The following is a 25142-nucleotide window of genomic DNA, read 5'->3' as shown; positions in this document are numbered from 1 at the left end:
GCGGTGATCGTAGCCCGGATGGAGCGCAGCGAAATCCGGGTTCTGGTCGAGCCGTAACAATCCCGGATTACGCTGCGCTCCATCCGGGCTACGGGATCTGCGTTATTTTTTTCCGCCCACCACGACCCCCGCCTTCGTCTCGATCGGCTTGATCGCCGCGGTGAAGTCGGATTCGGCACCCTCCGCGCTGATGATCGTCTCCCACAACCGCCCGACCGCGTCGGCGACCTCCATCGACAGGCCGAGCTGCTTCATCTCCTCCAGCGCCAGCCGCACGTCCTTCACCATCAGTCCCGTGGCGAAGCCGAAATCGAAGCTGCGCGGCAGCACCGAGCGCGGAAACTTGTCGCGGCTGGCCGTGTTCATGCCCGAGCCGGCATTGATGACGTCGATCATCACGGCGGGGTCGAGCCCGGCCTTGACGCCCATCACCACGGCCTCCGACGTTGCCACGATCGCAGTGGCCGACAGCAAATTGTTGGCGAGCTTCATGGTCTGTGCCGACCCCGGCTTCTCGCCGATGAAGAACACTTTTCCGATCACGTCGAGGACGGGCTTGAGCAGCTCGAACTCCGCTTTCGGGCCCGATACCATCACCGCCAGCGTGCCCTTCTCGGCGCCGCCGACGCCGCCGGAGACGGGGCAGTCGATCTGCACGATGTTGCGCTTGGCGAGCAGGCCGTGAATCTTCACGGCCATCGCCGAGCCGACGGTGGAGAGGTCGACGAAGCGTTTTGCCCGGCTGCCCTCGATCACGCCGTTGGCTCCCGTCGCAACCTCGAGCGAAGCCTGCAGCGAGGGCAGGCTCGCCATCACGGTCTCGACCTGATCGGCAACGTCCTTCGGCGATGTCGCGGCCGTCGCGCCGAGGGCCACGAGCTTGCCCGCGACCTCGTTGCGCGTGTCGAACACGACGAGCCTGTGCCCTGCCTCGATCAGGCGTCGCGCCATCGGGAAACCCATGTTTCCGAGGCCGATGAATCCGATGTCCATGGTGCTTCCTTATTTTCTTTCTTTTTTGGTGTCGGGAAAGTGCTCGTTCCATCCCCGCTGTCGTCCCCGGGTTCGCGCTCCGCGTGCCCCGGGACGACAGCGGAGATTGGCGCTGCATCTCACGCCTTGCCGTCGATCTCCGCGAACACCTCGCGCGCGATGCGGAAGCTGTCGACCGCGGCGGGCATGCCGCCATAGATCGCCACCTGCATCAGGATCTCGCGGATCTCCTCGCGGGTGACGCCGTTGGTCAGCGCGCCCTTCAGATGGGCGCGGAATTCGTGCTGGCGGTTGAGGATCGCGATCATGGCGATGTTGAGCATGCTGCGGGTCTTGCGCGGCAGCTCCTCGCGGCCCCACACCGTGCCCCAGCAATATTCGTTCAGCATCTCCTGGAACGGACGGTTGAAGTCGTCGACGTTCTTCAGGGCGTTGTTGACATAGGCCTCGCCCAGCACCGCTTTGCGGACTTCCAGGCCCTTGTCGTGCATCTTCTTGTCCATGGCGTTTCCCTTGCTTCCCTTGTGTTCCCTGAGCTGGCGCGCGGAAATTACGGGGTTGGGCCGGGCCAGTCACGTCCTCGTGTTATGCGGGAAAAGGGGTATCTCCCGTACCGGAACGGATGCCTCAGTGCTGCCGTTGTGATAGGCTCCTCTCTACCGGGCAACCTGGAGAGTTGATTGAACGGCGTCACCCCCGACCCGTCAGACCCGATCCGCAACAGTGATGCTCTGTCGCGGCTGAAGCTGGCGCAGGCCCTGGACCGGGCCCTCTATGCCATCGCGTGGGAGCGTGCTTGGCCACATCTGGCGCGGCTTCTGACCGTCGTCGGCCTGTTCCTGGTGGTGTCCTGGGCCGGCCTCTGGCTCGCGCTGCCCTTCATCGCCCGTGCCATCGGTCTCGTCGTTTTCGGCGGCATTGCGATTGCGGTGCTGTTGCCCCTGATTCGCTTCCGCTGGCCGAGCCGCGAAGAGGCATTGAGCCGGCTCGACCGTGGCTCCGGTATCCGTCATCGCCCGGCCACGACGCTGACGGACACGCTGTCCTCGCAGGATCCGGTCGCACAGGCGCTGTGGCAGGCGCAGCGCGAACGCACGCTGGCATCGATCAAGCGCATCCGCGCCGGTCTGCCGCATCCGCGGCTCGCGCTGCATGATCCCTGGGCGCTGCGCGCGCTGGTCATGGTGATGCTGGTCGCGACCTTCTTCGCCGCCGGCGACGAGCGCGCGATGCGGCTCGGGGCCGCCTTCGACTGGAATGGCGTGCTGGCGCCCGCCAATGTTCGCGTCGACGCTTGGGTGACGCCGCCGCTCTACACCGGCAAGCCGCCGGTCATCCTGTCGGCCGCCAACAAGGAGGCCGCGGCCCTGCCCGCCTCCGGTCCGCTTGCCGTTCCCGCCGGCTCGACCCTGATCGTGCGCTCCTCCGGCGGCAGTCTGGACGTCACCGTCTCCGGCGGCCTCAAGGAGGTCGCGCCTGCGGAAGCCGCGCCCAAGGGGACCAACGAGAGGCATTTCACCATCAGCGCCGACGGCACCGCGCATGTGCGCGCGCCCTCCGGCCAGCCGCAATGGGCGTTTGCGGCCACGCCGGATCGTGCGCCGACGATCGTGCTCGCCAAGGATCCCGAGCGCCAGGCGCGCGGGGGCCTCCAGCTCTCCTACAAGATCGAGGACGATTACGGCGTGACCGGCGCCGAGGCGCAGATCGGCTTGCGCCCCGACGACGCCAAAAATGCCGTCAAGGATGGCAGCAAGGATTCCGACAGCAAGGCCGCGCCGCGGCCGCTGTTCCAGCCGCCGCAATTCCCGCTCGTGCTGCCGAACGCGCGCACCCGCAACGGTGTCGGCCAGACGGTGAAGGACCTCAGCGAGGATCCCTATGCCGGCGCCGACGTCACGCTGACACTCACCGCCAAGGACGAGGCCGGCAACGAGGCCAGAAGCGAACCGTTCAACATGCGCCTGCCCGAGCGTCTTTTCACCAACTCGCTGGCGCGCGCACTGATCGAGCAGCGCCGCATCCTCGCGCTCGACGCCAACAGGAATTCGGACGTCTACACCGCGCTCGACGCCCTGTTGATCGCACCCGAATTGTTCACGCCGGACGCCGGCTGCTATCTCGGCCTGCGCAGCCTCGCGACCCAGCTCGAGGCCGCCCGCACCGACGATGCCCTGCGCAACGTGGTGGCGAGCATGTGGGCCTTCGCGGTCACCATCGAGGACGACGGTGTCGCCGGCAGCGTCAACGCCGCGCTGCGCTCGGCGCAGGATGCGCTCAAGGCGGCGCTGGACCGCGGTGCCAGCGAGGATGAGATCAGGGTGCTGACGCAGAAGCTTCGCGAGGCCATGGCCGGCAAGGTGCGCGATCTCGCGCGGCGCGCCGAACAGAATCCGCTCGGTGCGCGGCAGCCGTTCCCCGCCGAGGTCCAGCTCATCCTCGACAAGGCGATCGAGCTGCGACAGAAGACCCAGAATGCGACGCCCGAGCAGCTTGCAGACCTGGCGCAGCAGCAGGACACCTTGCGCGAGCAGCTTCAGGCCTATCGGAAGTCGGCCAACAGCCGTGCCAACAAGGCGGGGGACGACAGGACCAACCAGTTTACGCGGGACCGGAAATGCGGAAGCTAGCACGCGTGCCAGTCTTGCAGGCGATATCGGTCGCCTGCCTCGCCTTCCTGTTGGGAAGCGTGACTCCCGTCGTGGCCCAGCAGGACCAGGATCCCGATGCTCTGCTCGACAGCGCCGAAAAGGCGATGCAGGAGTCCGGCGACAGCCTCAGGCAGAGGGAATCCGGCAAGAGCCTGAGCAATCAGTCCGACGCCATTCAGAAGCTCGAGGAATACAAGCGGGCCACGGAGAGGAGCCAATCCTCCAGTCGCGATCGCTCCGTCATCACGCAGCGGGATCTGGACGACCTCCTGCGGCAGATCGAGAAGGCAGCGCGCGAGGGCAATCGCGAGGCAGCGCAGCGCATGCTCGAGCAGCTCGCGCAGATCATGGAAAATCTCCAGATGGCGCAGCCGGGGCAATCCGGCGAGAGCGAGATGGAGCAGGCGCTCAACGAGCTCAGCGACATGATCCGCAAGCAGCAGCAATTGCGCGACAAGACGTTCAAGCAGGGTCAGGATTCCCGGCGTGACCGTTCGCGCGGCAAGCAGCAGGGCGATCAGTCGATGTCGGACCTCCAGCAGGATCAGCAGTCGCTGCGCGACCGCCTGAAGAAGCTGCAGGACGAGCTCGCCAAGCGCGGTCTCGCCCAGAAGGGACAAAAGGGCCAGAAGGGGCAGCAGGGCCAGAAAGGCCAGCAGGGCGACCCCGGTCAGAGCGGCGATCAGGACGGCGATCAGGGCGATGACGACGGCAGCCTCGACGCCGCCGACGGCGCCATGGGCGATGCCGGCTCGAAGCTCGGCGAGGGCAACGCCGACGGTGCCGTGGACTCGCAGGGCAAGGCCCTCGAGGCGATGCGCAAGGGCGCGCAGAAGATGGCCGAAGCGATGCAGCAGGGCGACGGCGACGGGCAGGGCGATGGCCCCGGCAATCGGGCCGGCCGTCAGCAGAGCGGCGGCAATCAGACCGATCCGCTGGGGCGCCCGCTTCACGGCCGCGATCTCAGCGACGACTACACCGTCAAGATCCCCGGCGAGATCGACGCCCAGCGCGTCCGGCGCATCCTCGAAGAGCTCCGCCGCCGCTTAGGGGACAGCTCGCGCCCGCAGATCGAGCTCGATTACATCGAGCGCCTGCTGAAGGATTTCTAGCGTTACACTCGGTGTCATCGCCCGGCTTGACCGGGCGATCTAGTATTCCAGAGGCCGCCTTGATTCAGCCGAGAGGCTGCGGAGTACTGGATGCCCCGGTCAAGCCGGGGCATGACAGGGGAATATGTGGCAACTGCCGCTACCCCTTCTTCGCCGCCAGCGCATCCGCCACGGCGGTGCGGATGTCGGCGACCGAGAACGGCTTTGTTACGACGTCGTGCACCAGCGCATTGAGGTTCGAGGCGCGCTCGCGCTGGTCGGCAAAGCCGGTCATCAGCAAGATGGTCAGGTCGGGAAAGTCGCGCGCGGCGGAGAGCGCCAGCGCGATGCCGTCCATGATTGGCATCTGGATGTCGGTGAGCAGCAGGTCGAAGGCGCCGTCCTCGCGGCTCAGGATCTCCAGCGCCTCGGCGCCGTCTTGCGCGGTGACGGTCTCGTGGCCGTCCATGGCAATGGCGCGCGCCACCAGCGTGCGCATTGAATCCTCGTCGTCGGCGATCAGGATTTTCGGCATGAGAGGAACCTTGGGATCAACTCCGCGCGGGCCTTGCGAGGTTGATTATACGCTGCCGCCGGCAATGTCGCGCCGGTTGAAGAAGCGGACGTCGATATTGCGGCCCTCCGGCGGCGGCGAGGCGAGACGCGAGCGGAAGAAGGCGCGCTCGCCGGGCCGCAGCACGGTCTGCTCCAGCACCGTATTCCAGGCGTAAATCTCCGCTCCTTGGGCGTCGCGCACGGCAAAGCGCAGCCGCGGGATGTCGAGCGGCTTCTTGCCCTCGCCGACGATCACGCCCTCGATCACCAACACCTGCTTACCGTCCACGGTCTCGCTGGACAGCTTCACGTCCTTGAAGGCGAGGCCCCGCAGGTTCACCTCGAGCCCGACCAGCTTGTAGAAGGCCGCCGTCTGCGGCAGCAGCCGCACCATGTCGCCGCGCCAGATCACCAGCGCCAGCACCAGCGCGCCCATGGCGGCACAGGCGGTCGGCAGGCCGAAATAGGATTTTCGCGGGGCAGCAGTGGCCACCGGGCGGCTGACCCGCGCACCGCGGCGGTGGAACAGGCCGCGGAACCAGGAATGGTGCTGCGCGCCGGCGACCTCTTGCTCGGCCTCCCGGGCCGCTGCCGACCACTCGTCCTCGGTTTCCCTGGCTTCTTCCTCAGGCCAGTCACTGGCGATCGAGGGGCTGTCGACGACAGGCGCATCGGTGGCGCTATCGTCCGTGGCATAGGAATTCCACTGCTCGGCGAGGTCGGACTGGTCATCAGCCTGGCTGGCTGCAGCCATGGCCGGGACGGACGCCTCCTCGATGGCATCCTCGGCATGGGCGATCCAGGTCTCCTTGCAGCGGGAACAGCGAACCGCCCGTCCGTTCGCCCCAAGGCTCGCGAGCTTGATGGCGTAGGATGTCATACAATGGGGGCAGACGATATGCATGGACGAGCCTTGATGCATGAACCAGGATTGAACGAGGTCTTGCCCCTGACCCCGCCGGAAGAACCGGGCGGCCAGGATGCTGCCAATATGCTACTGGCCGACCGTTAACGAACCGGAAACCATAACGGCGGCAAAACCCGTTGATCGCGCCGGCGGAGCGCAGCCACGCGACCCGCGCCCCCTCTCGAACGGAGCTGAACTTGGTTCGGTTCGAAAATGTCGGATTGCGTTACGGCCTGGGGCCGGAGATCCTGCGCGACCTCAGCTTCCAGATCCCGGCGCACTCGTTCCAGTTCCTCACCGGCCCGTCGGGTGCCGGCAAGACCTCGTTGCTGCGCCTGTTGTTCCTGTCGCATCGACCGACGCGGGGCCTCGTCAATCTGTTCGGCCACGACATCTCGCAGCTCGGCAAGGACGAGATCGCGGATTTGCGCAAGCGCATCGGCATCGTGCTCCAGGATTTCCGCCTGCTCGATCACATGACGACCTATGAGAACGTCGCGCTGCCGTTCCGTGTCATGGGCCGCAGCGAGTCGAGCTATCGCAAGGAGGTGATCGACCTGTTGCGCTGGGTCGGGCTTGGCGACCGCATGGACGCGCTGCCGCCGATCCTGTCGGGCGGCGAGAAGCAGCGCGCAGCGATCGCGCGCGCCGTGATCTCGCGGCCGCAGCTGCTGCTCGCGGACGAGCCGACCGGCAGCGTCGATCCGACGCTCGGACGCCGCCTGCTGCGGCTCTTCATCGAGCTCAACAAATCGGGCACCGCCGTCATCATCGCGACCCACGACATCGGCCTGATGGACCAGTATGAGGCGCGGCGGCTGGTGCTGCACCAGGGACGGTTGCACGTCTATGAGTAGGACCGACGAGCGCGGCGTGATGGTCGACCTCGGGCAGGAGCGTCCGCAGCTGCCGGCCAAGGCGCGCAACATGTCGCCGATCGTGCCGCGCGCCTCGATCCAGGGCCGGGCCCTGGTCGCCGTCGTCGCCATCATGACCTTCCTCGCGTCGATGGCCACGGGCACCGTGCTGCTGGTCAGCGCCTCCGCCGCGGAATGGCAGTCGGACGTGGCGAGCGAGATCACCATCCAGGTTCGTCCGCAAACCGGGCGCGATCTCGAACGCGACACCGCAGCGGTGACGGAGGCGATGCGCGCGCAAGCCGGCGTCGTCGAGGTCAAGCCGTTCAGCAAGGAGGAGAGCGGCAAGCTGCTCGAACCCTGGCTCGGCACCGGGTTGTCGATGGACGATCTGCCGGTGCCGCGCATGATCATCGCGCGCGTGCAACCCGGCACGCCGCTCGATCTCGAGGCCTTGCGCGCGCGGGTGAACCAGGTCGCGCCGGGCGCCAGCGTCGACGATCACCGCGCCTGGATCGAGCGCATGCGCTCGATGACCAACGCCACCGTGCTCGCCGGCCTCGGCATCCTCGCGCTCGTCATCGTCGCGACGATCATCTCCGTCTCGTTCGCGACCCGCGGCGCCATGGCGGCGAACCGCCCGATCGTCGAGGTGCTGCACTTCGTCGGCGCCGGCGACCGCTACATCGCCAATCACTTCCTGCGTCATTTCCTCAGGCTCGGCCTCGAGGGCGGGGTGATCGGCGGCGGCGCCGCCATGCTGGTGTTCGGCTTCTCCGAGTCGATCGCCGGCTGGTTTTCCGGTACCCCCGTCGGCGACCAGTTCGCCGCGCTGCTCGGCACCTTCTCGCTGCGGCCATCCGGCTACATCGTGCTTGCGGTCCAGGCCGTGCTGATCGGCGCCATCACCGCGGTGGCCTCGCGCCAGACGCTGTTCGCGACCTTGAACGACGTCGACTAGGGTTGAGATACCGGACTCCACTTCGCCTCAAAACATCCTAAAATCAGTCAGGGAAGGGATCACCGACATCGCATGACCTCGCCGACCGACGATCGATCGCCGAAACTGCCGCGCGGCTGGCTGCGCGCGGCAATCGTGTCGGCGATTGCGCTGGCCTTCGTCGGCGCCGCGGCGGGCTTCGTCGCGTTCCTGTCGCAATTGCGCGGCGCCGAGATCGCACCGAGCCGCAAGGCTGACGGCATCGTGGTCCTGACCGGCGGCTCCTCACGGGTCTCGGATGCGATGGCGCTGCTCGCCGCTGGTTACGGCAGGCGACTATTGATCTCCGGCGTGCACCCGACCTCGACGGCGAACGACATCTCCAGGACGTTGCCGGAGAACCAGTCCTTCATGACCTGTTGCGTCGATCTCGACCGCACCGCGCTCTCGACCCGCGGCAACGCGGCGGAGGCGCGGCGCTGGGCCGAAGGGCGCCGCTTCAAGTCGCTGATCGTGGTCACTTCGAACTACCACATGCCGCGCGCGCTGGTGGAATTCTCGCATGCGATGCCGGAGACGGCGCTGATCCCGTTCGCGGTGGTCGGCGACAAATGGCGCGAGGAACCGTGGTGGACCTCGGCGTCCACCTTGCGGCTGCTGCTGTCGGAATATGTCAAGTACCTCGCGGCCGAGCTCAGGGTGCGGCTGGAGGATTTCGGGATTGACCTTTCGCCCGAGATATCGGAGCAGCCTGCAGGTCGGCAGCCAAAGCGGCCCGCCACCGCCCAAGCCAATTGACGTGCCAATTGAGACGCCAGTTGACCGGCAAATTGATGGACCATCGATGTTCCTGATTTTCCTGCGCTCGCTCGTGTTCAACGTGCTGTTCTACGCCGTGCTGGTATGCCTTGCGATCGTGGCGCTGCCGACCTTCGCATTGCCGCCACGCGCCATGCTGACGGTCGCCGAATGGTGGGCGAAGGCGACGCTGGTCCTGATGCGGGTGGTCTGCAACATCAAGGTGGAATTCCGGGGGACGGAGAAGATCCCGCAGGGGCCGTTGGTGATCGTGGCGAAGCACCAGTCGTTCTGGGAGACCTTCGTGCTGCCCGGCTTCTTCGACCGCCCGATCTTCATCCTCAAGCGTCAGCTGATGCAGATTCCGGTGTTCGGTCAGTTCCTGGTCAAGACCGGCATGATCGCGATTGATCGCAATGCCGGCGTGAAGGCGCTCCTGGACATGACCCGGCGGGCGCGCGAGGCGGTGCGCAGCGGCCGGCAACTCGTGATCTTTCCGGAAGGCACGCGCCGCGCGCCCGGCGCGCCGCCGGATTACAAGACCGGCTTTGCGCAGATCTATTCGTCCTGCGGCGTGCCGTGCCTGCCGGTCGCGCTCAACTCCGGCCTGTTCTGGCCCCGCCGCACCTTCCTGCGCTATCCCGGCACGCTCGTGGTGGAGTTCCTCGATCCGTTGCCGCCGGGCCTGCCGAAAGACGAGTTTCTCTCCCGCGTGCAGACGGCCATCGAGGATGCGACCGGCCGCCTCGTCGAAGCAGGCCGGAAAGAGCAGGAGCAATTGATCGGCTCGGCGCCGAGCTACAGGCCGGCAGAGGGCTAGCGGCTTTCGCGGTCTTCGTTTTGACCCGCGTGCAGGGAATGCGCATCGCCATGCAGCATCAATGCAAGCTGGTGCAGCTGCGTGTCGCGAAAGCCTTCGGCTTCGATCGCCTTCACCGTCGCGGTCACATAGTCGCGGTTGGCGCCCGACTGGCCATGGCCCTGGAGGACATGGCGGTGCTGCTCGGCGAGCGAGAGGCGGCCGGCATATTGCGCATGGCCGCGGTCGACGACATAGGTGAGCGCGGAGACGCGCTGGCGCGCGTCGTTCTCCAGCCACACCGAGCGCATCACCTCGCGATAGACCGAGGTGACCTGCTCGCGCGCGCGCAAGTAAGCGACGACCTCGGTGCGATTCCTTTCAGCGACGCGGAAGGCGATGCCGCGGCAGGCGCCGCCGCGATCGAGCCCGAGCACCAGGCCCGGCTTCTCCGGCGTCCCGCGATGCACGAAGGAATAGACGCAGAGCGCGCGATGCTCGCCGACCAGCCGCGCCGGGACGCGCTCCTCGAAGTCGAAGCCCGGCCGCCACATCAGCGAACCGTAGCCGAACACCCAGAGGTCGCCTTTGGCGGTGGTGACGGAGGGGAGGGTGATTTCCGACATTTCGGGCACGGCTACCAGAATGAAGGTCCCAAGCGAAGCGAATTCTCCGCCTTTCGCCGCAGCCGCACCACGCTTACATTTGCCTGAATCTGGGATCAAAGGGTCGCCGCATGTCCAATATGACCGTTGCCGCAGGCCGCCGCTCCCGTTGGGGCCTTTTCGTCGCCCCCATTCTCGTCGTGATCCTCGCCGTCGCGTGGAGCTGCTTCTGGTTCTATGCGGCCTCGCAGGCCGAAACGGCCGCAGACGCCTGGCGGGCGCAGGAGGCAAAGTCCGGCCGCATCTATGATTGCGCCAAGCGCTCGATCGCGGGCTTCCCGTTCCGCTTCGAGGTCCAGTGTTCCGGCGCCAGCGTCGCCCTGGTGTCGCAGAACGCAAGCAGGACGCCGTTCACGGCGAAGCTCGACAACATCCTGGTCGTCGCCCAGGTCTATGATCCCAAGCGCGTCATCGCCGAGTTCTCCGCGCCTGCGACGCTGACCGACGGCATCACGCAAAACACCTTCGTGGTGAACTGGAGCAAGGGCCGCGCCAGCGTGGCCGGTCTGCCTGCCGTGCCGGATCGCGCCTCCATCGTGTTCGACGACCCCGCCCTCAACCGTGTCGACGGCAGCGTGCAGGTGCCGCTTGCGCGCGCCAAGCAGGTCGAGCTGCACGGCCGACTCGCGGATGGATCACCGTCCGATCACCCCGTGATCGAGACCGTGGTCCATGTCGCGCAGGGCAGCATCCAGGGCGTTCATCCCCTGCTCGCCGAGCCGTTCGAGGCAGACACGCGCGCCAAGGTCACCGGCCTCTCCGACCTCACGCCAAAGCCGTGGCCGCAGCGCTTCCGCGAGATCCAGGCCGCCGGCGGTCACATCGAGATCGTGCAGTCGCGGATCCAGCAGGGCGAGATGATCGCGATTGCGGCCGGCACGCTCGGCCTTTCGGCGAGCGGCCGGCTCGACGGCGAATTGCAGATGACGGTGACCGGCCTCGAACGCGTGATCCCCGCGCTGGGAATCGAGAAGATGCTGGAGGAGGGCGTGCCGCAGGCAACGCTCGACCGCGTCGCGCCCGGCGTGAAGTCGCAGGACCTCACCAATCTGTTCGGCGCGCTCGATCGCGCCGTTCCAGGCCTCGGCAAGGTCATCAAGCAGAACGCCAATGCCGGTGTCGCCGCCGGCATCAACTCGATCGGTAGCGAGAGCACGCTCGAAGGCAGGAAGGCGCGCAGCTTCCCGCTGAAATTCGTCGACGGCGCCGTGCTGCTCGGCCCGGTCAAGGTCGGCCAGATCCCGCCACTGTATTGACTTGCGTCATTCCGGGGCACGCGTAGCGTGAACCCGGAATCTCGCGCATCAATTTCGGGATTCCGGGTTCGACGCTGCGCGTCGCCCCGGAATGACGGAAGATGAGGAGGCGCCTCTACGGCTTCTTCAGCGCCGCCAGCGGCCGGCCGAAATCCGGCGCGGCCGAGTCCTGGCCGATCTCGACGATGCCGCGGCGGATGGCGCGGGTGCGGGTGAAGTGGTCGAACAGCGCCTCGCCGTCGCCGCGACGGATCGCGCGCGTGAGCTTGGCGAGATCCTCGGTGAAGGTGCCGAGCATCTCCAGCACGGCCTCCTTGTTGGCGAGGAAGACGTCGCGCCACATCGTCGGATCGGAGGCCGCGATGCGGGTGAAATCGCGGAAGCCGCCGGCGGAAAACTTGATGACCTCCGATTCCGTCACCTGCGCCAGCTCGTCGGCGGTGCCGACGATGGTGTAGGCGATCAGATGCGGCAGATGGCTGGTGATGGCGAGCACGAGATCGTGATGGTCCGGCGTCATCACCTCGACCTTGGCACCCATCGCCGCCCAGAACGCCCGCAGGCGATCGGTCGCCGCGGCATCGACGCCTTCGGGCGGGGTCAGGATGCACCAGCGGTTGATGAAGAGCTCGGCGAAGCCTGAATCCGGCCCCGAATGCTCGGTGCCCGCCACCGGGTGCGCCGGCACGAAATGAACGGTCTTCGGCAGATGCGGCGCCATGTCCCTGACGATCGCGCCCTTGACCGAGCCGACGTCGGAGACAACAGCGCCCGGCTTCAGATGCGCGGCAATCTCCTGCGCCACCGGCCCGCAGGCGCCGACGGGAATGCAGAGGATGACGAGATCGGCATCCTTCACCGCTTCCGCATTGGTCGCCACCACCTTGTCGACGATACCGAGCTCCATCACCCGCGCGCGCGTCTTCTCCGAGCGCGCGGTGGTGACGATCTCGCCAGCCAGGCCCTGGAGCTTCGCAGCGCGCGCGATCGAGCCGCCGATCAGGCCGAAGCCGATCAGCGCCACGCGCTGGAAGTGCGCCTGCTCGCTCATTTGCCGGCCATGAAGTCGCGCAAGCCGTCGACCACGAGGCGGTTGGCCTCCTCGGTGCCGATGGTCATGCGCAGCGAATGCGGCAGGCCGTAGTTCTTCAGGCCGCGCAGCACGAGGCCGCGCCTGGTGAGGAAGGCGTCGGCGTCGTCGGCGGTCCTGCCCTTGTCGGTCGGGAAATGGATCAGCACGAAATTGGCGACGCTCGGCGTCACCTTCAATCCGAGCTTGCCGATCTCCTCGGTCAGCCAGTTGCGCCAGGTCTCGGTGAACTGCTTCGACATCGCCTGGTGCGCGGTGTCCTCGATCGCGGCGACCGCGGCATACATCGCCGGCGTCGACACGTTGAAGGGACCGCGGATGCGGTTGACGGCGTCGATGATGTGCTCGGGGCCGAACATCCAGCCGATGCGCAGCGCGGCGAGACCGTGGATCTTGGAGAAGGTGTGCGTCACCACCGTGTTCTCGGTGGTGGCGACGAGCTCGATCCCCATCTCGTAGTCGTTGCGCGAGACATAGTCGCAATAGGCGGCATCCAGTACCAGCAGCACGTGCGACGGCAGCCCGGCGCGCAGCCGCTTGACCTCGTCGAACGGGATGTAAGTGCCGGTCGGATTGTTGGGGTTGGCGAGCCAGACCAGCTTGGTCTTCGGCGTCACCGCCTTGAGGATGGCATCGACGTCGCAGGTGAGATCCTTCTCCTGCGCGATGACGTTCTTGGCGCCGACCGCCATGGTCGCGATCGGGTAGACCAGGAAGCCGTGCGTGGTGGAGATCGCCTCGTCGCCGTGGCTCAGATAGGTGTGGGCGAGCAGATTGAGGATCTCGTCCGAGCCGGCGCCGCAGATGATGCGGTTGGGGTCGAGCCCGAAGGAGCGGCCGATCGCCTCGCGCAGCACGCGCGAGGTGCCTTCCGGGTAGTCTTCCAGGTGGTCCGCCACGCGCTTGAACGCCTCGATCGCCTTGGGCGAGGGCCCGAACGGCGTCTCGTTGGCCGAGAGCTTGAACACCTTGCGGCCCGGTTCGGCGACCGGGCTCTTGCCGGGCGTATAGGGCGCAATATCGAGAATGCCGGGATTCGGCACGGGGCGGGACATCTTGAACTCCGAAAATGGCAGGGCGTGGCGCGTGGTTTACGATTTCGCCCCGGTCGGGGGCACCGTATAGCGCGTTGCGTGGCTGCCGACGAGGGCCACGGAGCGCACCGAGGCCCCCGCCTCGATCAGGGCAGCCCTGATCTTGTCGATGCTGGTCGCGCCGGTAACCGAGACCAGCAGCGCCGCGCCGTCGAAGGCCGTGTCGGGCACCGCCACGATCTCGGCGAGCGGCGACAGGGCGCGCGCGACCTCGGCGTTCCAGCCCGACACACGCACGCTGAAGGTCTCGACCTCCGTCACCAGGGCGCTGTCGGGCACACGCGAGACCGCGAACACCGGCATCGCCGCCGGATGGTCGGCACGCTCGACGAAGGGCATCCGCGCGATGATCTTCGGCGCGCCGGCGGCTTCCAGCTCCAGCCACCACGGCGTGCGGCTCGACGTCGCCGAGACCAGCGCCAGATCGCCCTTGGATCTCGCCACCGCCTCGACCGCGGCCTGCGCGCTGAAATGCGCGACGTAAGGCACCGTGAAACCGAAATGGAAGCGCGCGGAATCGCGCATCGCCGGCTCGCTCACCGAGATGTCGGCATGCACGGAGAACGGCGCCTGCACATAGGTGAAGGTCGAGATGATGACGCGCCAGATGCTCTCGACCGTGTCGAGCGGCAGGATGCCGCGATGACGCTGCACGATCTCGCGCATCATGGAGGCCTCGCGCGCCGGGCGGAACGCGGAGCCGACCTCCTGGGTCTGCTTCACCTGGATCAGGCGGTCGATGATGTCGCCGCGCTGCATCAGCAGGCGATGCATGGCCTCGTCGATCGCATCGATCTCCTTGCGCAATTCCTGCAATGATGGCGGCGCGGGCGGACGTTGGGACATGTCTGACTGTCGATCGTTCCGATGGGGGATGCCCTGATTAGGCAGTCGAGGCGGCGAAAGCAAAGAGAAATGACGTCCTTCCCGGGCGACGCGGCAGAGGCGAATTGAGCCGATCCGGGCCGCGACTTGACGAAAACCGCCCAAGACGGTAGCTTTTGCCCGTTCCGTGGTCATTTGAGCCGGCCGGCTTGCAGCCACGTTAAAAAACTCGCTAAACAGGCCGGGGACGCTTCCGATCCCGGCCGAACCTATCGTTCAGGCCGGGTTTTTCATGGCCTGATGCAAGTGGCGGTCAGCGTTTGATCGCAAACGAGGTCGATGGTCAGATGGGTGGCGTCAAGTCGATACCGAGTCCTGCGATCAGCGCCGACGAGCGGTCGCATGAGGTGGATCATCCGAGCTCGCAGGTTGCGCATTTCGGCGCCGAGCAGCCGCTGCGGCTCGATTGCGGCGTCGATCTCAGCCCGTTCCAGATCGCCTACCAGACCTATGGCGAGCTCAATGCCGATCGCTCCAACGCGGTCCTGATCTGTCATGCCCTGACCGGCGATCAGCATGTCGCCAATGTCCATCCCGTCACCGGCAAGCCCGGCTGGTGGGAAACCCTGGTCGGCCCCGGCCGTCCGATCGATCCCAAGCACTACTTCATCATCTGCTCCAACGTGATCGGCGGCTGCATGGGCTCGACCGGGCCGGCGTCGATCAATCCCGCCACCGGCAAGGTCTGGGGGCTCGATTTTCCCGTCATCACGATTCCGGACATGGTGCGCGCACAGGCCATGCTGATCGACCGGCTCGGCATCGACACATTGTTTGCGGTGGTCGGCGGCTCGATGGGCGGCATGCAGGTGCTGCAATGGACCGCGGCCTATCCTGCCCGCGTGTTCTCCGCGCTGGCGATCGCCTGCGCGACGCGGCACTCGGCGCAGAACATCGCCTTCCACGAGCTCGGCCGCCAGGCCGTGATGGCCGATCCCGATTGGCACGGCGGCGGCTATGCCGATCACGGCATCCATCCGCATCGCGGGCTCGCGGTGGCGCGCATGGCGGCGCACATCACCTATCTCTCCGACGCGGCGCTGCATCGCAAGTTCGGCCGGCGCATGCAGGATCGCGAGCTGCCGACCTTCTCGTTCGACGCCGACTTCCAGGTCGAGTCCTATCTGCGCTACCAGGGCTCCTCCTTCGTCGAGCGCTTCGATGCCAATTCCTATCTCTATCTGACGCGCGCGATGGACTATTTCGACATCGCCGCCGACCATGGCGGCGTGCTGGCGAAAGCGTTCGCCGACATCAAGACCCGCTTCTGCGTCGTCTCCTTCACCAGCGACTGGCTGTTTCCGACCTCGGAATCTCGCGCGCTGGTGCATGCGCTGAACGCCTCGAGTGCGCGGGTGTCGTTCGCGGAGATCGAGACCGATCGCGGACACGACGCCTTCCTGCTCGACGTGCCCGAATTCTTCGACATCTCCCGCGCCTTCCTGCAATCGGCAGGCAAGGCGCGCGGGCTCACCGGCAGGAAGGACGGCTAGCGATGTCTGTACAGGAAGTGCTGCCGCTCGGCGGCCTTGCGGCGAGGCAGTCCGGCCAGTTTCGCGCCGATCACCTCCTGGTCGCCGAGATGGTCAAGCCGGGCTCGAAGGTGCTCGACGTCGGCTGCGGCGAGGGTGACCTGCTGCAGCTGCTGGAGACGCGCGGCATCGACGGCCGCGGCATCGAGCTGTCGCGCGAGGGCGTCAACCGCTGCGTCGCCAAGGGCCTCGCGGTGGTGCAGGGCGACGCCGACACCGACCTCGTCAATTATCCCGACGACGCCTTCGACTACGTGATCCTGTCGCAGACGCTGCAGGCAACGCGGCAGCCGCGGGTGGTGCTGGAAAACCTGCTGCGCATTGGCCGAAGAGCCATCGTCTCGTTCCCGAATTTCGGCTTCTGGAAGATGCGGCTCCAGCTGCTGGTCGGCGGCCACATGCCGCGCACCGAGAACCTGCCGGCGACCTGGTACGACACTGCCAACATCCATTTCTGCACCATCAAGGATTTCGTGCAGCTCTGCGACGAGATCAACGTCAAGATGGAGCGCTCGGTGGCGCTCGATCTCTACGGCCGCCCGGTGCCGCTGAACCTGCCCTGGTGGGTGTGGAACATGTTCGGCGAGCAGGCGGTGTTCTTGCTGAGCAGGGGCGGGGGGAAATGAACTCTCTCCGTCATTGCGGGGCGATGCGAAGCATCGAGCCCGGAATCCATCGCGCCACAGTTTGCGGCCCCATGGATTCCTGGGCCTGCGCCTTCGGCGCATCCCGGAATGACAGCTAGTGTGGAGCTAAAGACCGCGGATCCCGCGCCGGCCAGCGCCCCGCTTCCACCAGCGTCACGAACTGCTCGACGCTTTCATTGAACAGCGCGGGCTCTTCGAGATTGAGCACGTGGCCGGACTTCGGAAACATCGCGAGCCCCGCCGCGGGAAGGTGCTTCTTCAGGAACAGGCTCGGGCCCACGCACGGATCGTCCTCGTCGCCGCAGATAATCAGTGCCGGCGTCGTCGCCTTCCTGATCGCATCGGTCATCGTGTAGATCGACGGCCGCCCACCCTGGAAGCCGCGCATCGTGCGCGCCGAACCCTGGGCGTCGTGACGCGCCAGCGCGGCGTAGAAATCGGCGTGGCCGCGCGGATCCTTCACCAGGAAGGGAATCCGGCTCGGCGCCTCGCGCGTGACTTTGGCGACCTCGGCGGAGCCCAGCGTCTCGAACTGCTCGGCATTGGCGCGGCACTGCTGACGCCAGGCCGCCAAATTCTCCAGCTCCGAGCCCGAGCCGACGCCGGCCAGCGTCATCGAGAGCGCGCGCTGCGGCGCATTCAATCCGATCTGGAGCGACGAGTAGGCACCCATCGACAGGCCGACGAGATGCGCGCGCTCGATTCCGAGATGATCGAGCACCGCGAGGGCGTCGCTGTAGAAATGCGTGTAGCTGTAGACCTCGCCCGCGGGCACGTCCGACGGCGTGTAGCCGCGCGCCGAATAGGTGATGCAGCGGTGGCCGCGCGAGAAGTAACGCATCTGCGGCTCCCAATTGGTGTAGTCGGCCGCGAACTCGTGCAGAAAAATGATTGGCGTTCCCTGACCCGCCTCTTCGAAATAGATGCGGACGTCGTCCCTGGTCGTGGCGTGGGGCATTAACCGTTTCCCTCTGTTCAAGCCGCCTTTGCAGGATTGCAGTTAATGCTGTTGTCCGCAATGCGGCAAGCATCGGACCAGTGTCGGCGCAAAATCATCGCAGCTATTCGCGGGTTATCGGCGTCTTTTTCTCGCCACATCGGGCGGCTTAACGGCCGGACGGATGTCGGCTCTTGCACGAGCCGGCGGGAAGTGGGGTGTCAACGAAGGATGAAGAATGTTTGAGTTGTTTGCGTCTCGCCTGTCGCGTTGTGTTGTTGCGCTGGCGATCTTCTCCGCGGCTCTTGCCGCATTCGGTTCTCCGGCCTCAGCGCGGCCGCATCATCGTCATAGCGCAGAGCGGCACGCTCACGTGCACCACGCCAGACATCATCATCACCGCCACCATGCACGCAGTTCGCGCTTCGAGCGCAGCGCTGCGCAGCTGCAGGCGAGTGGCTTCGGCAACAGTTTCGCAGCCTATGACCCGAACGCCAATGGCGGCACGGCCAGCAACGGCATGTCCAATTCTGCCACGAGCAGCGGCGGCTTCGGTGGCGGCTCGGGCCTCGTGTCCGAGGCGCGCCGCTACATCGGCGGCAATCCGACCGGGCGCGGCAGGCTGTGGTGCGCGCGCTTCATGAACATGGTGCTGCAGCACACCGGTCATCAGGGCACCGGATCGGACATGGCGAGCTCGTTTGCGCGCTACGGCACGCGCGTCTCCGGTCCGCAGGTCGGCGCCATCGCGGTGATGTCGCGCGGTCGCCGCGGCGGCCATGTCGGCATCGTCACCGGCATCGATGCGCAGGGCAATCCGATCATGATCTCCGGCAACAACGGCAACCGCGTTCGCGAGGCACCGGTCTCGCGCGGCCGCATCTATGCGTATGTGATGCCGAATTGAGGTAACGACAGCGACGGTCTCGTAGGGTGGGCAAAGCGAAGCGCGTGCCCACGGCTTCTGCCAGCTGAGAGAAGTGGTGGGCACGGCGCCAGGGCGCCTTTGCCCGCCCTACGGCGGTGCGTAGGGTGGGTTAGCTAGCGGGCGCGCGAAGCGCGGTCCGCTGGCGTAACCCACCTCTTCGGCTTCTGCGGTGACAGACGATGGTGGGTTACGCCTTCGGCTAACCCACCCTATGAAGCTCACAGCAGCTTCGGTTGCTCCACCGCGATCGCATCGCCGATACCGACCTCGCCACCTTCGATCACCTCGGCATAGATGCCGCAGTCCATGTGGCCGAGATGGCGCGAGAGCGTCGGCGGGATCCTCGAGATCGCGCTTGGCCGTCACCGGGTCCACATTGGTGGCGGGGCAGCGGACGATGCGCTTGACCACCTTCAGCCGCGCCGGTCCGATCGCAAGCGTCTGGCCGACGAGATCGAGTTCCGACCAGGCCGGCCAGCCTTTCACGTAGAGATTGGCGCGGAAGCGCAGCGGATGCACGGCGGTGCCGCCCAGCATGGCCTCGATGGCGCGGACACTGCCGAGATTGATGATGGAAACCACCTTGCGGGCGACGTCGGAGAAGCTGTGGTCGCGGCCGGACAGCAGTTTCGGCGGGCCCTTGAGTTCCGGCTGAAAGTTCTCCGCGACGTAGCGCTCGATGGCCGCCCGCCCGGCCGCGGTCTCCAGGTCCCCGCTGGCGACGACCTGACCATCCCTGCGGATGGTCAGGACATTGCTGGCGTCGTCGAAATGGCTGTCGAGCTCGGCCAGCCGCTCATTGCGTGCCAGCATCAGGAACTGGATCTTCGGCTTCCATTCGGGCGCTTCAGGATCGAAACCGCTCGGGCCGTTCTCGATGGCGTAGCGGCGGTCGGCGGGCAGGGTCTGGCCCGGTCGCAAGGGGACGCGGCGCAGCGGCTCCGGCGTCAGGCCCTTGACCGGGTAGCGGTAGAGGCCGGTGATCTCGGCGGTCTGGCTGGCTGTCATGCCGTTACTTAGAGGATTCGGCCGGCCCGCGCCAAGCAGCCGAGAAGCGCACGAAATTGTGAACGCGCCTCTTTCCTTCCACCGGACCGCTTCCCACATCTGCCTCAGGCCGGCGCCAAGCCGGCAAAAGACCATCGTTCCCGCTTGAGAATCCTCAATGCGGTCAGTCGAAACCCAATGAAGATGCCGTATTGGGGTGCCTGAGAGGGCCCCAAGGGCAGGCCGAGGGACAGAAAAGATGAATATCGAGAAATATACCGAACGCTCCAGGGGCTTCATCCAGTCCGCGCAGTCGCTTGCGATGCGCGAGGGGCATCAGCAGTTTTCGACCCTGCACATGCTGAAGGTCCTGCTGGACGACAATGAGGGGCTGGCTGCCGGCCTGATCGACCGCGCCGGCGGCAATTCCCGTGCAATTCTGAAGGCAACCGAGGACGCCCTCGGCAAGGTGCCGAAGGTTTCCGGCGGCGGCGCCGGCCAGATCTACCTCGCACCCGAGCTCGCCCGCACCTTCGACGCCGCCGAGAAGGCCGGCGAGAAGGCCGGCGACAGCTTCGTTACCGTCGAGCGGCTGCTGCTCGGCCTCACGCTGGAGAAGTCCAGCGAGGCCGGCACGATCCTGAACAAGGGCGGCGTCACCCCGCAAAACCTCAACGCGGCGATCGAGGCGCTGCGCAAGGGCCGAACCGCGGACTCCGCGACCGCCGAGAACGCTTATGATGCGCTGAAGAAATATGCCCGCGACCTGACCCAGGCGGCGCGCGACGGCAAGCTCGATCCGGTCATCGGCCGCGACGAGGAGATTCGGCGGACCATCCAGGTGCTGTCGCGCCGGACCAAGAACAATCCCGTCCTGATCGGTGAGCCCGGCGTCGGCAAGACCGCCATCGCCGAAGGCCTCGCCCTGCGCATCGTCAACGGTGACGTGCCCGAGAGCCTGAAGGACAAGAAGCTGCTGTCGCTCGATCTCGGCGCGCTGATCGCCGGCGCGAAATATCGCGGTGAGTTCGAGGAGCGGCTGAAGGCCGTGCTGCAGGAGGTCACTGGCAGCGAGGGCACCTTCATCCTGTTCATCGACGAGATGCACACGCTGATCGGCGCCGGCAAGGGCGACGGCGCGATGGACGCCTCCAACCTACTCAAGCCGGCGCTCGCGCGCGGCGAGCTGCACTGCATCGGTGCGACCACGCTCGACGAATATCAGAAGCACGTCGAGAAGGACGCCGCGCTGGCGCGGCGCTTCCAGCCGATCTTCGTCAGCGAGCCCTCGGTCGAGGACACGATCTCGATCCTGCGCGGCTTGAAGGACAAGTACGAGCAGCACCACGGCGTGCGGATCACCGATTCCGCGCTGGTGGCGGCGACGACCCTGTCCAACCGCTACATCACCGATCGCTTCCTGCCCGACAAGGCGATCGACCTCATGGACGAGGCCGCGGCCCGGCTGAAGATGCAGGTCGATTCCAAGCCGGAAGAGCTGGATTTGCTCGACCGCGAGATCATCCGGCTCAAGATCGAGCAGGAAGCGCTGAAGAAGGAAACCGATCCCGGCTCCAAGTCGAGGCTCCAGACGCTGGAGAAGGACCTGGTCGAGCTCGAGGAGAAGTCGGCTGCGCTGACGTCGCGCTGGAGCGCGGAGAAGAACAAGCTCTCCGACGCCCAGAAGCTGAAGGCCGAGCTCGACGGTCTGCGGGTCGAGCTCGCCAACGCGCAGCGGCGCGGCGAATTCCAGAAGGCGGGCGAGCTGGCCTATGGCCGGATTCCGCAACTGGAGAAGCAGCTTGCCGATATCGAAGCCAAGGAGAACTCCGGCGAGATGGTGGAGGAGGCGGTCACCGCCAACCACATCGCGCAGGTGGTCTCGCGCTGGACCGGCGTGCCCGTCGACAAGATGCTGGAAGGCGAAAAGGAGAAGCTCCTCAAGATGGAGGAGCAATTGGCGCAACGCGTCGTCGGCCAGGCCGAGGCCGTGCGTGCGGTCGCAACCGCCGTCCGCCGCTCGCGCGCAGGCTTGCAGGATCCGAACCGCCCCACCGGCTCGTTCATGTTCCTGGGGCCGACCGGCGTCGGCAAGACCGAGCTGACCAAGGCGCTCGCCGAGTACCTGTTCAACGACGAGACCGCGATGGTCCGCCTCGACATGTCCGAATACATGGAGAAGCACTCGGTCTCGCGGCTGATCGGCGCGCCTCCGGGCTATGTCGGCTATGACGAGGGCGGCGCGCTTACCGAAGCGGTGCGGCGCCGGCCTTACCAGGTCGTGCTGTTCGACGAGATCGAGAAGGCGCATCCTGACGTCTTCAACGTCCTGTTGCAGGTGCTTGACGACGGCCGCCTGACCGACGGCCAGGGCCGCACCGTCGACTTCCGCAACACGCTGATCATCATGACCTCGAACCTCGGGTCGGAGTATTTGGTGAACCAGCCCGAGGGCGAGGACACCTCGGCCGTGCGCGAGCAGGTGATGGGAATGGTTCGCGGGCATTTCCGCCCCGAATTCCTCAACCGCGTCGACGAGATCATCCTGTTCCACCGGCTGCAGCGCAGCGAGATGGGCCGGATCGTCGAGATCCAGTTCGCGCGGCTGCAGAAGCTGCTGACCGATCGCAAGATCACGCTGACGCTCGACGCGGCCGGCCGCGACTGGCTCGCCGCCAAGGGCTGGGATCCCGCCTACGGCGCACGTCCGCTGAAGCGCGTGATCCAGCGCCACCTCCAGGATCCGCTCGCCGAGATGATCCTGGCCGGCGACGTCAGGGACGGCGACAGCGTCGCGATCTCGTCCGAAGGCAACGTGCTGACCTTCAACGGCAAGGCGCCGCAGACAGCCGAGATCACGCAGTTCGAGGCGCCCGTGGCGAAGCGCAAGCTGAACTGAGGGTTGGCCTTCGAAAGCAACCGGACGCCCCGGAGAGGTCAACCTCTCCGGGGCGTTTGACGGGTCAGACGGCCCTCCGGTTAACCGAGTGCTGATGCGGAGCCGGGATCGACAGGGCCCTGCTCCTCGTCGTCTTCATCGAGATCGGAGAGAATATCGACAAGCTCGCGAACGCGGCCCTGCGCCAGCGGCCGCAGATCGTTGATCATCGGCTCGTCGTTGGCGAGCCAGGCCCTGGCTTCTGCAAGCTCCTCGGCGGTTGCGCCGGTTCCGATAATCCGGGCAATGGTGACATCGTCTGCGCCGTCTACCGCCTTGGCGACATCGTCGCGTGAGAGGTGCGTCATGGGCAGCCCTCCTGTTGTCGGCTTCGTCAGCCTCCAACCGAGAACCGGCCCACCGGTTCCCGGGCAACGCGTGCAATCCAAGCCTACTTCTTGGCGACCTTGTAGATCGCGTTTTCGACGTCCGAGCTGAAGTAGATGATTCCCGACGCCCCGACCGCAACACCCGTCGGAATATTGCTCGGCAATCCGCCGGGCGTCCCCGGGAGGCCGATCGGGAGGTTGGCCGCGATCTCCGTCACCGTGCCGCTCTCCGGCGCGATCGCGATCAGCCGCTTGGCGCCGACTTCCGCTACGATCAATTGGCCATCGGGACTGCGCGCGATGCCTTCCGGCATTTTCAGCTCCTTGGCGAGCACCGTCTTCCCGCCCTTGCTGTCGATCCGGGACACCGTGCCGGCAAAGGCCTCGGTGACGTAGACCTCGTCGGTCTTGCCGCGAACCAGCCCGACCGGGCCTTCGAGGTCGCCGATCAGCGTCGCACGGTCCTTGCCGTGCTCGCCGCTCACCTTGACCAGCGACTTGGTGCCGAGCTCGGCGACCAAAATGCTGCCGTCCGCGAACACCATCGCGTCATGCGGCGCCTTGAAGCCATGCAGCATGTCGCGCGTGGTGCCGGTCTTGGCGTCGATCACCTGCACGGTGCCGGTGAACCAGCTCGACAGCACCACGTCGTTGCCGTTCGCCGTCGCGCTCATCGGATATTCGAGCGTGGTGCCCGCGGCGTGCATGCGCGCCTTCTCGGTGACCTCGCCGGTCGTCCCATTCACCGTGCGGTAGGCGAACACGTCGGCGACGTGGATCGTATCCTTGCCGTTCTCCGAGGTGACGCCGATGCCGCCGGGCAAAGCCAGCTTGCCGATGATGATCTGCTTGGCTTGGCCGGTCGCGGGATCGACCTCCTGAATGCCATTGTCGGCCATGTTGGAGACGTAGATACGGTCCTTGTCGTCGATCGCGAGATTGTCCAGCGATGGTTTCAGCTGCGCGACCGTGGACTTGGCGCCCGATTTGGGATCGACCCGGACGAGCTGGCCGAGCGCGGTGTCGATCACGAAGAGATTGCCCTTGGAATCGAAGTTCACCGCGGCCGGGATCTTGAAACCCTCGGCGACGACGGTGAGCTCGGCCTTGTCGACGTCGACCTTTGCGACCTGGCCCTTGAACCAGAGCGGACCGTAGAGCTTGTCGTCGGGACCGAACTCGAAGCCGTTGAGGCCGCCCATTTTCTCCATGATCTGGCGCGGCGGCTTCACACCCTCGACGTCGATCTCGTAGAGCGCGTCGCCGAGAAAGACGGTGGTGGCGTAGAGCCGGCCGTCCTTGCGAAAGGCGAGCGAGTTGATGCCGGGAAGGCCGGATGCGAGCTTCTTGATCGGGCCGTCGCCTTTGCGGGAATAGAGATCGCCGGTCAAGAATCCGGTCCAGGCCATGGTGCCGTCGGGCGCGAGCGCGATGTCGTCGGCCATGCCCACTGGGGAGGGGATTGCAACCTTGGCGCTACCGGCAGAGATGTCGACCTCGTAGAGCGCCGCGCCGGCGACGCTGCCGGCGAACAGGTGGCCGGCTTTGTCGACGCCGAGCCCGTGGACGCCATGGAATGCCGAGCCAGGAACGAGCTTCGTGACCTCCCAGCTGTCCGCCGACGCGCTCGTGGTGGCGAAAAGCGCGGCGATCAGGGCTGCGCAGGCGAGCCTGTTGTTCATGGCGAGACCTCCCGTTTTTTGGAAAGTATTCGCCGCTCACGCCGCTTTGGCAAACGAAACTTGGCGTTGTGAGGCCGCGACGCGGCCTCGCTGCGCAGCGTCTGTGTTTGAAATTCTGTTTGAAAATGTCCGGCCGATGAAGGCCGGTGGCGGTTAGCGGTTGGTGACCTGCAGCGGGCCGCCGGTGGCGTCGGATATGCGCGCGATGGCGCCGCCGCGGCCGCTCATCATGCCCTCGAGCCGGTCGCGCTCCTTCTCGAAGCTTGCGAGCATCGGGCCCTCGAGCGAACGGCCGCGCGGCAGCTTCACGCGCATCGGGTCGACGAAGCGGCCGTTGACCAGGATCTCGTAATGGACATGCGGGCCGGTCGATTGGCCGGTCGAGCCGACGAAGCCGATCACCTGGCCCTGGCGCACCTTCTTGCCCGCCTCCATGCCCTTGGCGAAGGCCGACATGTGACCGTAGGCGGTCTCGTAGCCGTTGGAATGCTTGATGCGGATGTACTTGCCGTAGCCGCCCTCGGGGCCGGCCTTCTCGATCACGCCGTTGCCGGAGGCGAAGATCGGCGTGCCGTAGGCGG

General features: G+C 66.2%; 23 protein-coding genes, 1 pseudogene and 1 riboswitch (1 of these 25 running past the window's edge). Of the genes and pseudogenes, 11 read left to right on the top strand and 13 right to left on the bottom strand.

Annotation, left to right across the window (positions count from 1 at the left end):
- Window positions 1–102: 102 nt before the first annotated feature.
- Both ACETMP_RS19420 and ACETMP_RS19415 read right to left on the bottom strand, forming a co-directional pair.
- On the bottom strand, window positions 103–993 hold the full coding sequence (locus ACETMP_RS19420) for an NAD(P)-dependent oxidoreductase (RefSeq protein ID WP_375157445.1): 891 nt from the start codon (window positions 991–993) through the stop codon (window positions 103–105).
- Window positions 994–1112: 119 nt separating this feature from the next.
- Entirely contained in the window at window positions 1113–1496 is a 384-nt protein-coding gene (locus tag ACETMP_RS19415) for a carboxymuconolactone decarboxylase family protein (RefSeq protein ID WP_028134137.1), read from the bottom strand.
- A 177-nt stretch (window positions 1497–1673) separates the two neighbouring features.
- Between ACETMP_RS19415 and ACETMP_RS19410 the strand changes: the two genes are divergently transcribed.
- Window positions 1674–3623 (top strand): TIGR02302 family protein, encoded by a 1950-nt coding sequence (locus ACETMP_RS19410; RefSeq protein WP_375157444.1) that lies wholly within the window; start codon window positions 1674–1676, stop codon window positions 3621–3623.
- On the top strand, window positions 3611–4756 hold the full coding sequence (locus tag ACETMP_RS19405; protein ID WP_375157443.1) for a DUF4175 family protein: 1146 nt from the start codon (window positions 3611–3613) through the stop codon (window positions 4754–4756). The genes ACETMP_RS19410 and ACETMP_RS19405 overlap by 13 nt, the downstream gene beginning before the upstream one ends.
- A 139-nt stretch (window positions 4757–4895) precedes the next feature.
- On the opposite strand, the gene ACETMP_RS19400 is transcribed toward ACETMP_RS19405, so the two are convergent.
- Window positions 4896–5270: a response regulator gene (locus ACETMP_RS19400; protein ID WP_375157442.1), complete on the bottom strand. Its 375-nt coding sequence runs from the start codon at window positions 5268–5270 to the stop codon at window positions 4896–4898.
- 45 nt (window positions 5271–5315) lie between these two features.
- Window positions 5316–6194, bottom strand: a complete 879-nt coding sequence (locus ACETMP_RS19395) for an MJ0042-type zinc finger domain-containing protein (RefSeq protein WP_375157441.1) — start codon at window positions 6192–6194, stop codon at window positions 5316–5318.
- 200 nt (window positions 6195–6394) lie between these two features.
- On the opposite strand from ACETMP_RS19395, the gene ftsE reads away from it, so the two are divergent.
- From ftsE to ACETMP_RS19375, 4 genes are all read left to right on the top strand, one after another.
- Complete coding sequence (ftsE, locus tag ACETMP_RS19390) at window positions 6395–7054, top strand: cell division ATP-binding protein FtsE (RefSeq protein ID WP_018646542.1); 660 nt, start codon at window positions 6395–6397, stop codon at window positions 7052–7054.
- On the top strand, window positions 7047–8015 hold the full coding sequence (locus ACETMP_RS19385; RefSeq protein ID WP_375157440.1) for a cell division protein FtsX: 969 nt from the start codon (window positions 7047–7049) through the stop codon (window positions 8013–8015). The genes ftsE and ACETMP_RS19385 overlap by 8 nt, the downstream gene beginning before the upstream one ends.
- Before the next feature lie 72 nt (window positions 8016–8087).
- Window positions 8088–8792 carry a YdcF family protein gene (locus ACETMP_RS19380; RefSeq protein ID WP_375157439.1) on the top strand — a complete coding sequence of 235 codons (705 nt, stop codon included), beginning with the start codon at window positions 8088–8090 and terminating at the stop codon, window positions 8790–8792.
- 46 nt (window positions 8793–8838) lie between these two features.
- The gene (locus tag ACETMP_RS19375; RefSeq protein WP_375157438.1) at window positions 8839–9612 is read left to right on the top strand and encodes a lysophospholipid acyltransferase family protein; all 774 of its coding nucleotides are present in this window, start codon (window positions 8839–8841) and stop codon (window positions 9610–9612) included.
- Here ACETMP_RS19375 and ACETMP_RS19370 read toward each other — a convergent pair.
- Window positions 9609–10217 (bottom strand): gamma-glutamylcyclotransferase, encoded by a 609-nt coding sequence (locus ACETMP_RS19370; RefSeq protein ID WP_375157437.1) that lies wholly within the window; start codon window positions 10215–10217, stop codon window positions 9609–9611. The two genes, ACETMP_RS19375 and ACETMP_RS19370, sit on opposite strands and share 4 nt — an antisense overlap.
- 110 nt (window positions 10218–10327) lie before the next feature.
- Between ACETMP_RS19370 and ACETMP_RS19365 the strand changes: the two genes are divergently transcribed.
- Window positions 10328–11512 carry a DUF2125 domain-containing protein gene (locus tag ACETMP_RS19365; protein WP_375157436.1) on the top strand — a complete coding sequence of 395 codons (1185 nt, stop codon included), beginning with the start codon at window positions 10328–10330 and terminating at the stop codon, window positions 11510–11512.
- Between the two features lie 115 nt (window positions 11513–11627).
- On the opposite strand, the gene ACETMP_RS19360 is transcribed toward ACETMP_RS19365, so the two are convergent.
- The 3 genes from ACETMP_RS19360 to ACETMP_RS19350 are packed head-to-tail and all read right to left on the bottom strand — an operon-like array spanning window position 11628 to window position 14542.
- Window positions 11628–12563 carry a prephenate/arogenate dehydrogenase family protein gene (locus ACETMP_RS19360; RefSeq protein WP_375157435.1) on the bottom strand — a complete coding sequence of 312 codons (936 nt, stop codon included), beginning with the start codon at window positions 12561–12563 and terminating at the stop codon, window positions 11628–11630.
- On the bottom strand, window positions 12560–13657 hold the full coding sequence (hisC, locus tag ACETMP_RS19355) for a histidinol-phosphate transaminase (protein WP_375157434.1): 1098 nt from the start codon (window positions 13655–13657) through the stop codon (window positions 12560–12562). Before hisC ends, ACETMP_RS19360 begins: the two co-directional genes overlap by 4 nt.
- Window positions 13658–13693: 36 nt before the next feature.
- The gene (locus tag ACETMP_RS19350; protein ID WP_375157433.1) at window positions 13694–14542 is read right to left on the bottom strand and encodes a chorismate mutase; all 849 of its coding nucleotides are present in this window, start codon (window positions 14540–14542) and stop codon (window positions 13694–13696) included.
- 156 nt (window positions 14543–14698) lie between these two features.
- Window positions 14699–14778: riboswitch (SAM riboswitch) on the top strand.
- 90 nt (window positions 14779–14868) lie between these two features.
- Between ACETMP_RS19350 and ACETMP_RS19345 the strand changes: the two genes are divergently transcribed.
- The gene (locus ACETMP_RS19345; RefSeq protein ID WP_375157432.1) at window positions 14869–16074 is read left to right on the top strand and encodes a homoserine O-acetyltransferase; all 1206 of its coding nucleotides are present in this window, start codon (window positions 14869–14871) and stop codon (window positions 16072–16074) included.
- A gap of 2 nt (window positions 16075–16076) precedes the next feature.
- A complete protein-coding gene (gene metW, locus ACETMP_RS19340) occupies window positions 16077–16739 on the top strand; it encodes a methionine biosynthesis protein MetW (protein WP_375157431.1) in 663 nt (220 codons plus the stop codon).
- A gap of 115 nt (window positions 16740–16854) precedes the next feature.
- Here metW and ACETMP_RS19335 read toward each other — a convergent pair whose 3' ends face one another.
- Window positions 16855–17718: an alpha/beta fold hydrolase gene (locus ACETMP_RS19335; RefSeq protein ID WP_375157430.1), complete on the bottom strand. Its 864-nt coding sequence runs from the start codon at window positions 17716–17718 to the stop codon at window positions 16855–16857.
- 217 nt (window positions 17719–17935) lie between these two features.
- Here ACETMP_RS19335 and ACETMP_RS19330 point away from each other — a divergent pair, with 217 nt between their 5' ends.
- Window positions 17936–18604, top strand: coding sequence for a TIGR02594 family protein (locus ACETMP_RS19330; RefSeq protein WP_375157429.1), 669 nt, complete (start codon window positions 17936–17938; stop codon window positions 18602–18604).
- Window positions 18605–18843: 239 nt separating this feature from the next.
- On the opposite strand, the pseudogene ACETMP_RS19325 reads toward ACETMP_RS19330, so the two are convergent.
- Window positions 18844–19633 (bottom strand): annotated as a pseudogene (locus ACETMP_RS19325) (MOSC domain-containing protein).
- 238 nt (window positions 19634–19871) lie between these two features.
- Here ACETMP_RS19325 and clpB point away from each other — a divergent pair.
- Window positions 19872–22511 (top strand): ATP-dependent chaperone ClpB, encoded by a 2640-nt coding sequence (clpB, locus tag ACETMP_RS19320; RefSeq protein WP_375157428.1) that lies wholly within the window; start codon window positions 19872–19874, stop codon window positions 22509–22511.
- An 80-nt stretch (window positions 22512–22591) separates the two neighbouring features.
- Here clpB and ACETMP_RS19315 read toward each other — a convergent pair whose 3' ends face one another.
- From ACETMP_RS19315 to ACETMP_RS19305, 3 genes are all read right to left on the bottom strand, one after another.
- Window positions 22592–22858 carry a hypothetical protein gene (locus ACETMP_RS19315; RefSeq protein WP_375157427.1) on the bottom strand — a complete coding sequence of 89 codons (267 nt, stop codon included), beginning with the start codon at window positions 22856–22858 and terminating at the stop codon, window positions 22592–22594.
- Window positions 22859–22941: 83 nt separating this feature from the next.
- Window positions 22942–24561 (bottom strand): hypothetical protein, encoded by a 1620-nt coding sequence (locus ACETMP_RS19310; protein WP_375157426.1) that lies wholly within the window; start codon window positions 24559–24561, stop codon window positions 22942–22944.
- Between the two features lie 153 nt (window positions 24562–24714).
- Window positions 24715–25142: the final stretch of a M23 family metallopeptidase gene (locus tag ACETMP_RS19305; RefSeq protein WP_375157425.1), read on the bottom strand. 1636 nt of this gene lie beyond the right edge of the window; the window shows 428 of its 2064 coding nt (coding positions 1637–2064); the start codon falls outside the window, past its right edge — the gene reads right to left on this strand; its stop codon occupies window positions 24715–24717.

The sequence above is a fragment of the Bradyrhizobium dasycarpum genome (genome assembly GCF_042019905.1).
Classification (GTDB): Bacteria; Pseudomonadota; Alphaproteobacteria; order Rhizobiales; family Xanthobacteraceae; genus Bradyrhizobium; species Bradyrhizobium japonicum_B.
This window is presented reverse-complemented; position numbering and strand designations above follow the sequence as displayed.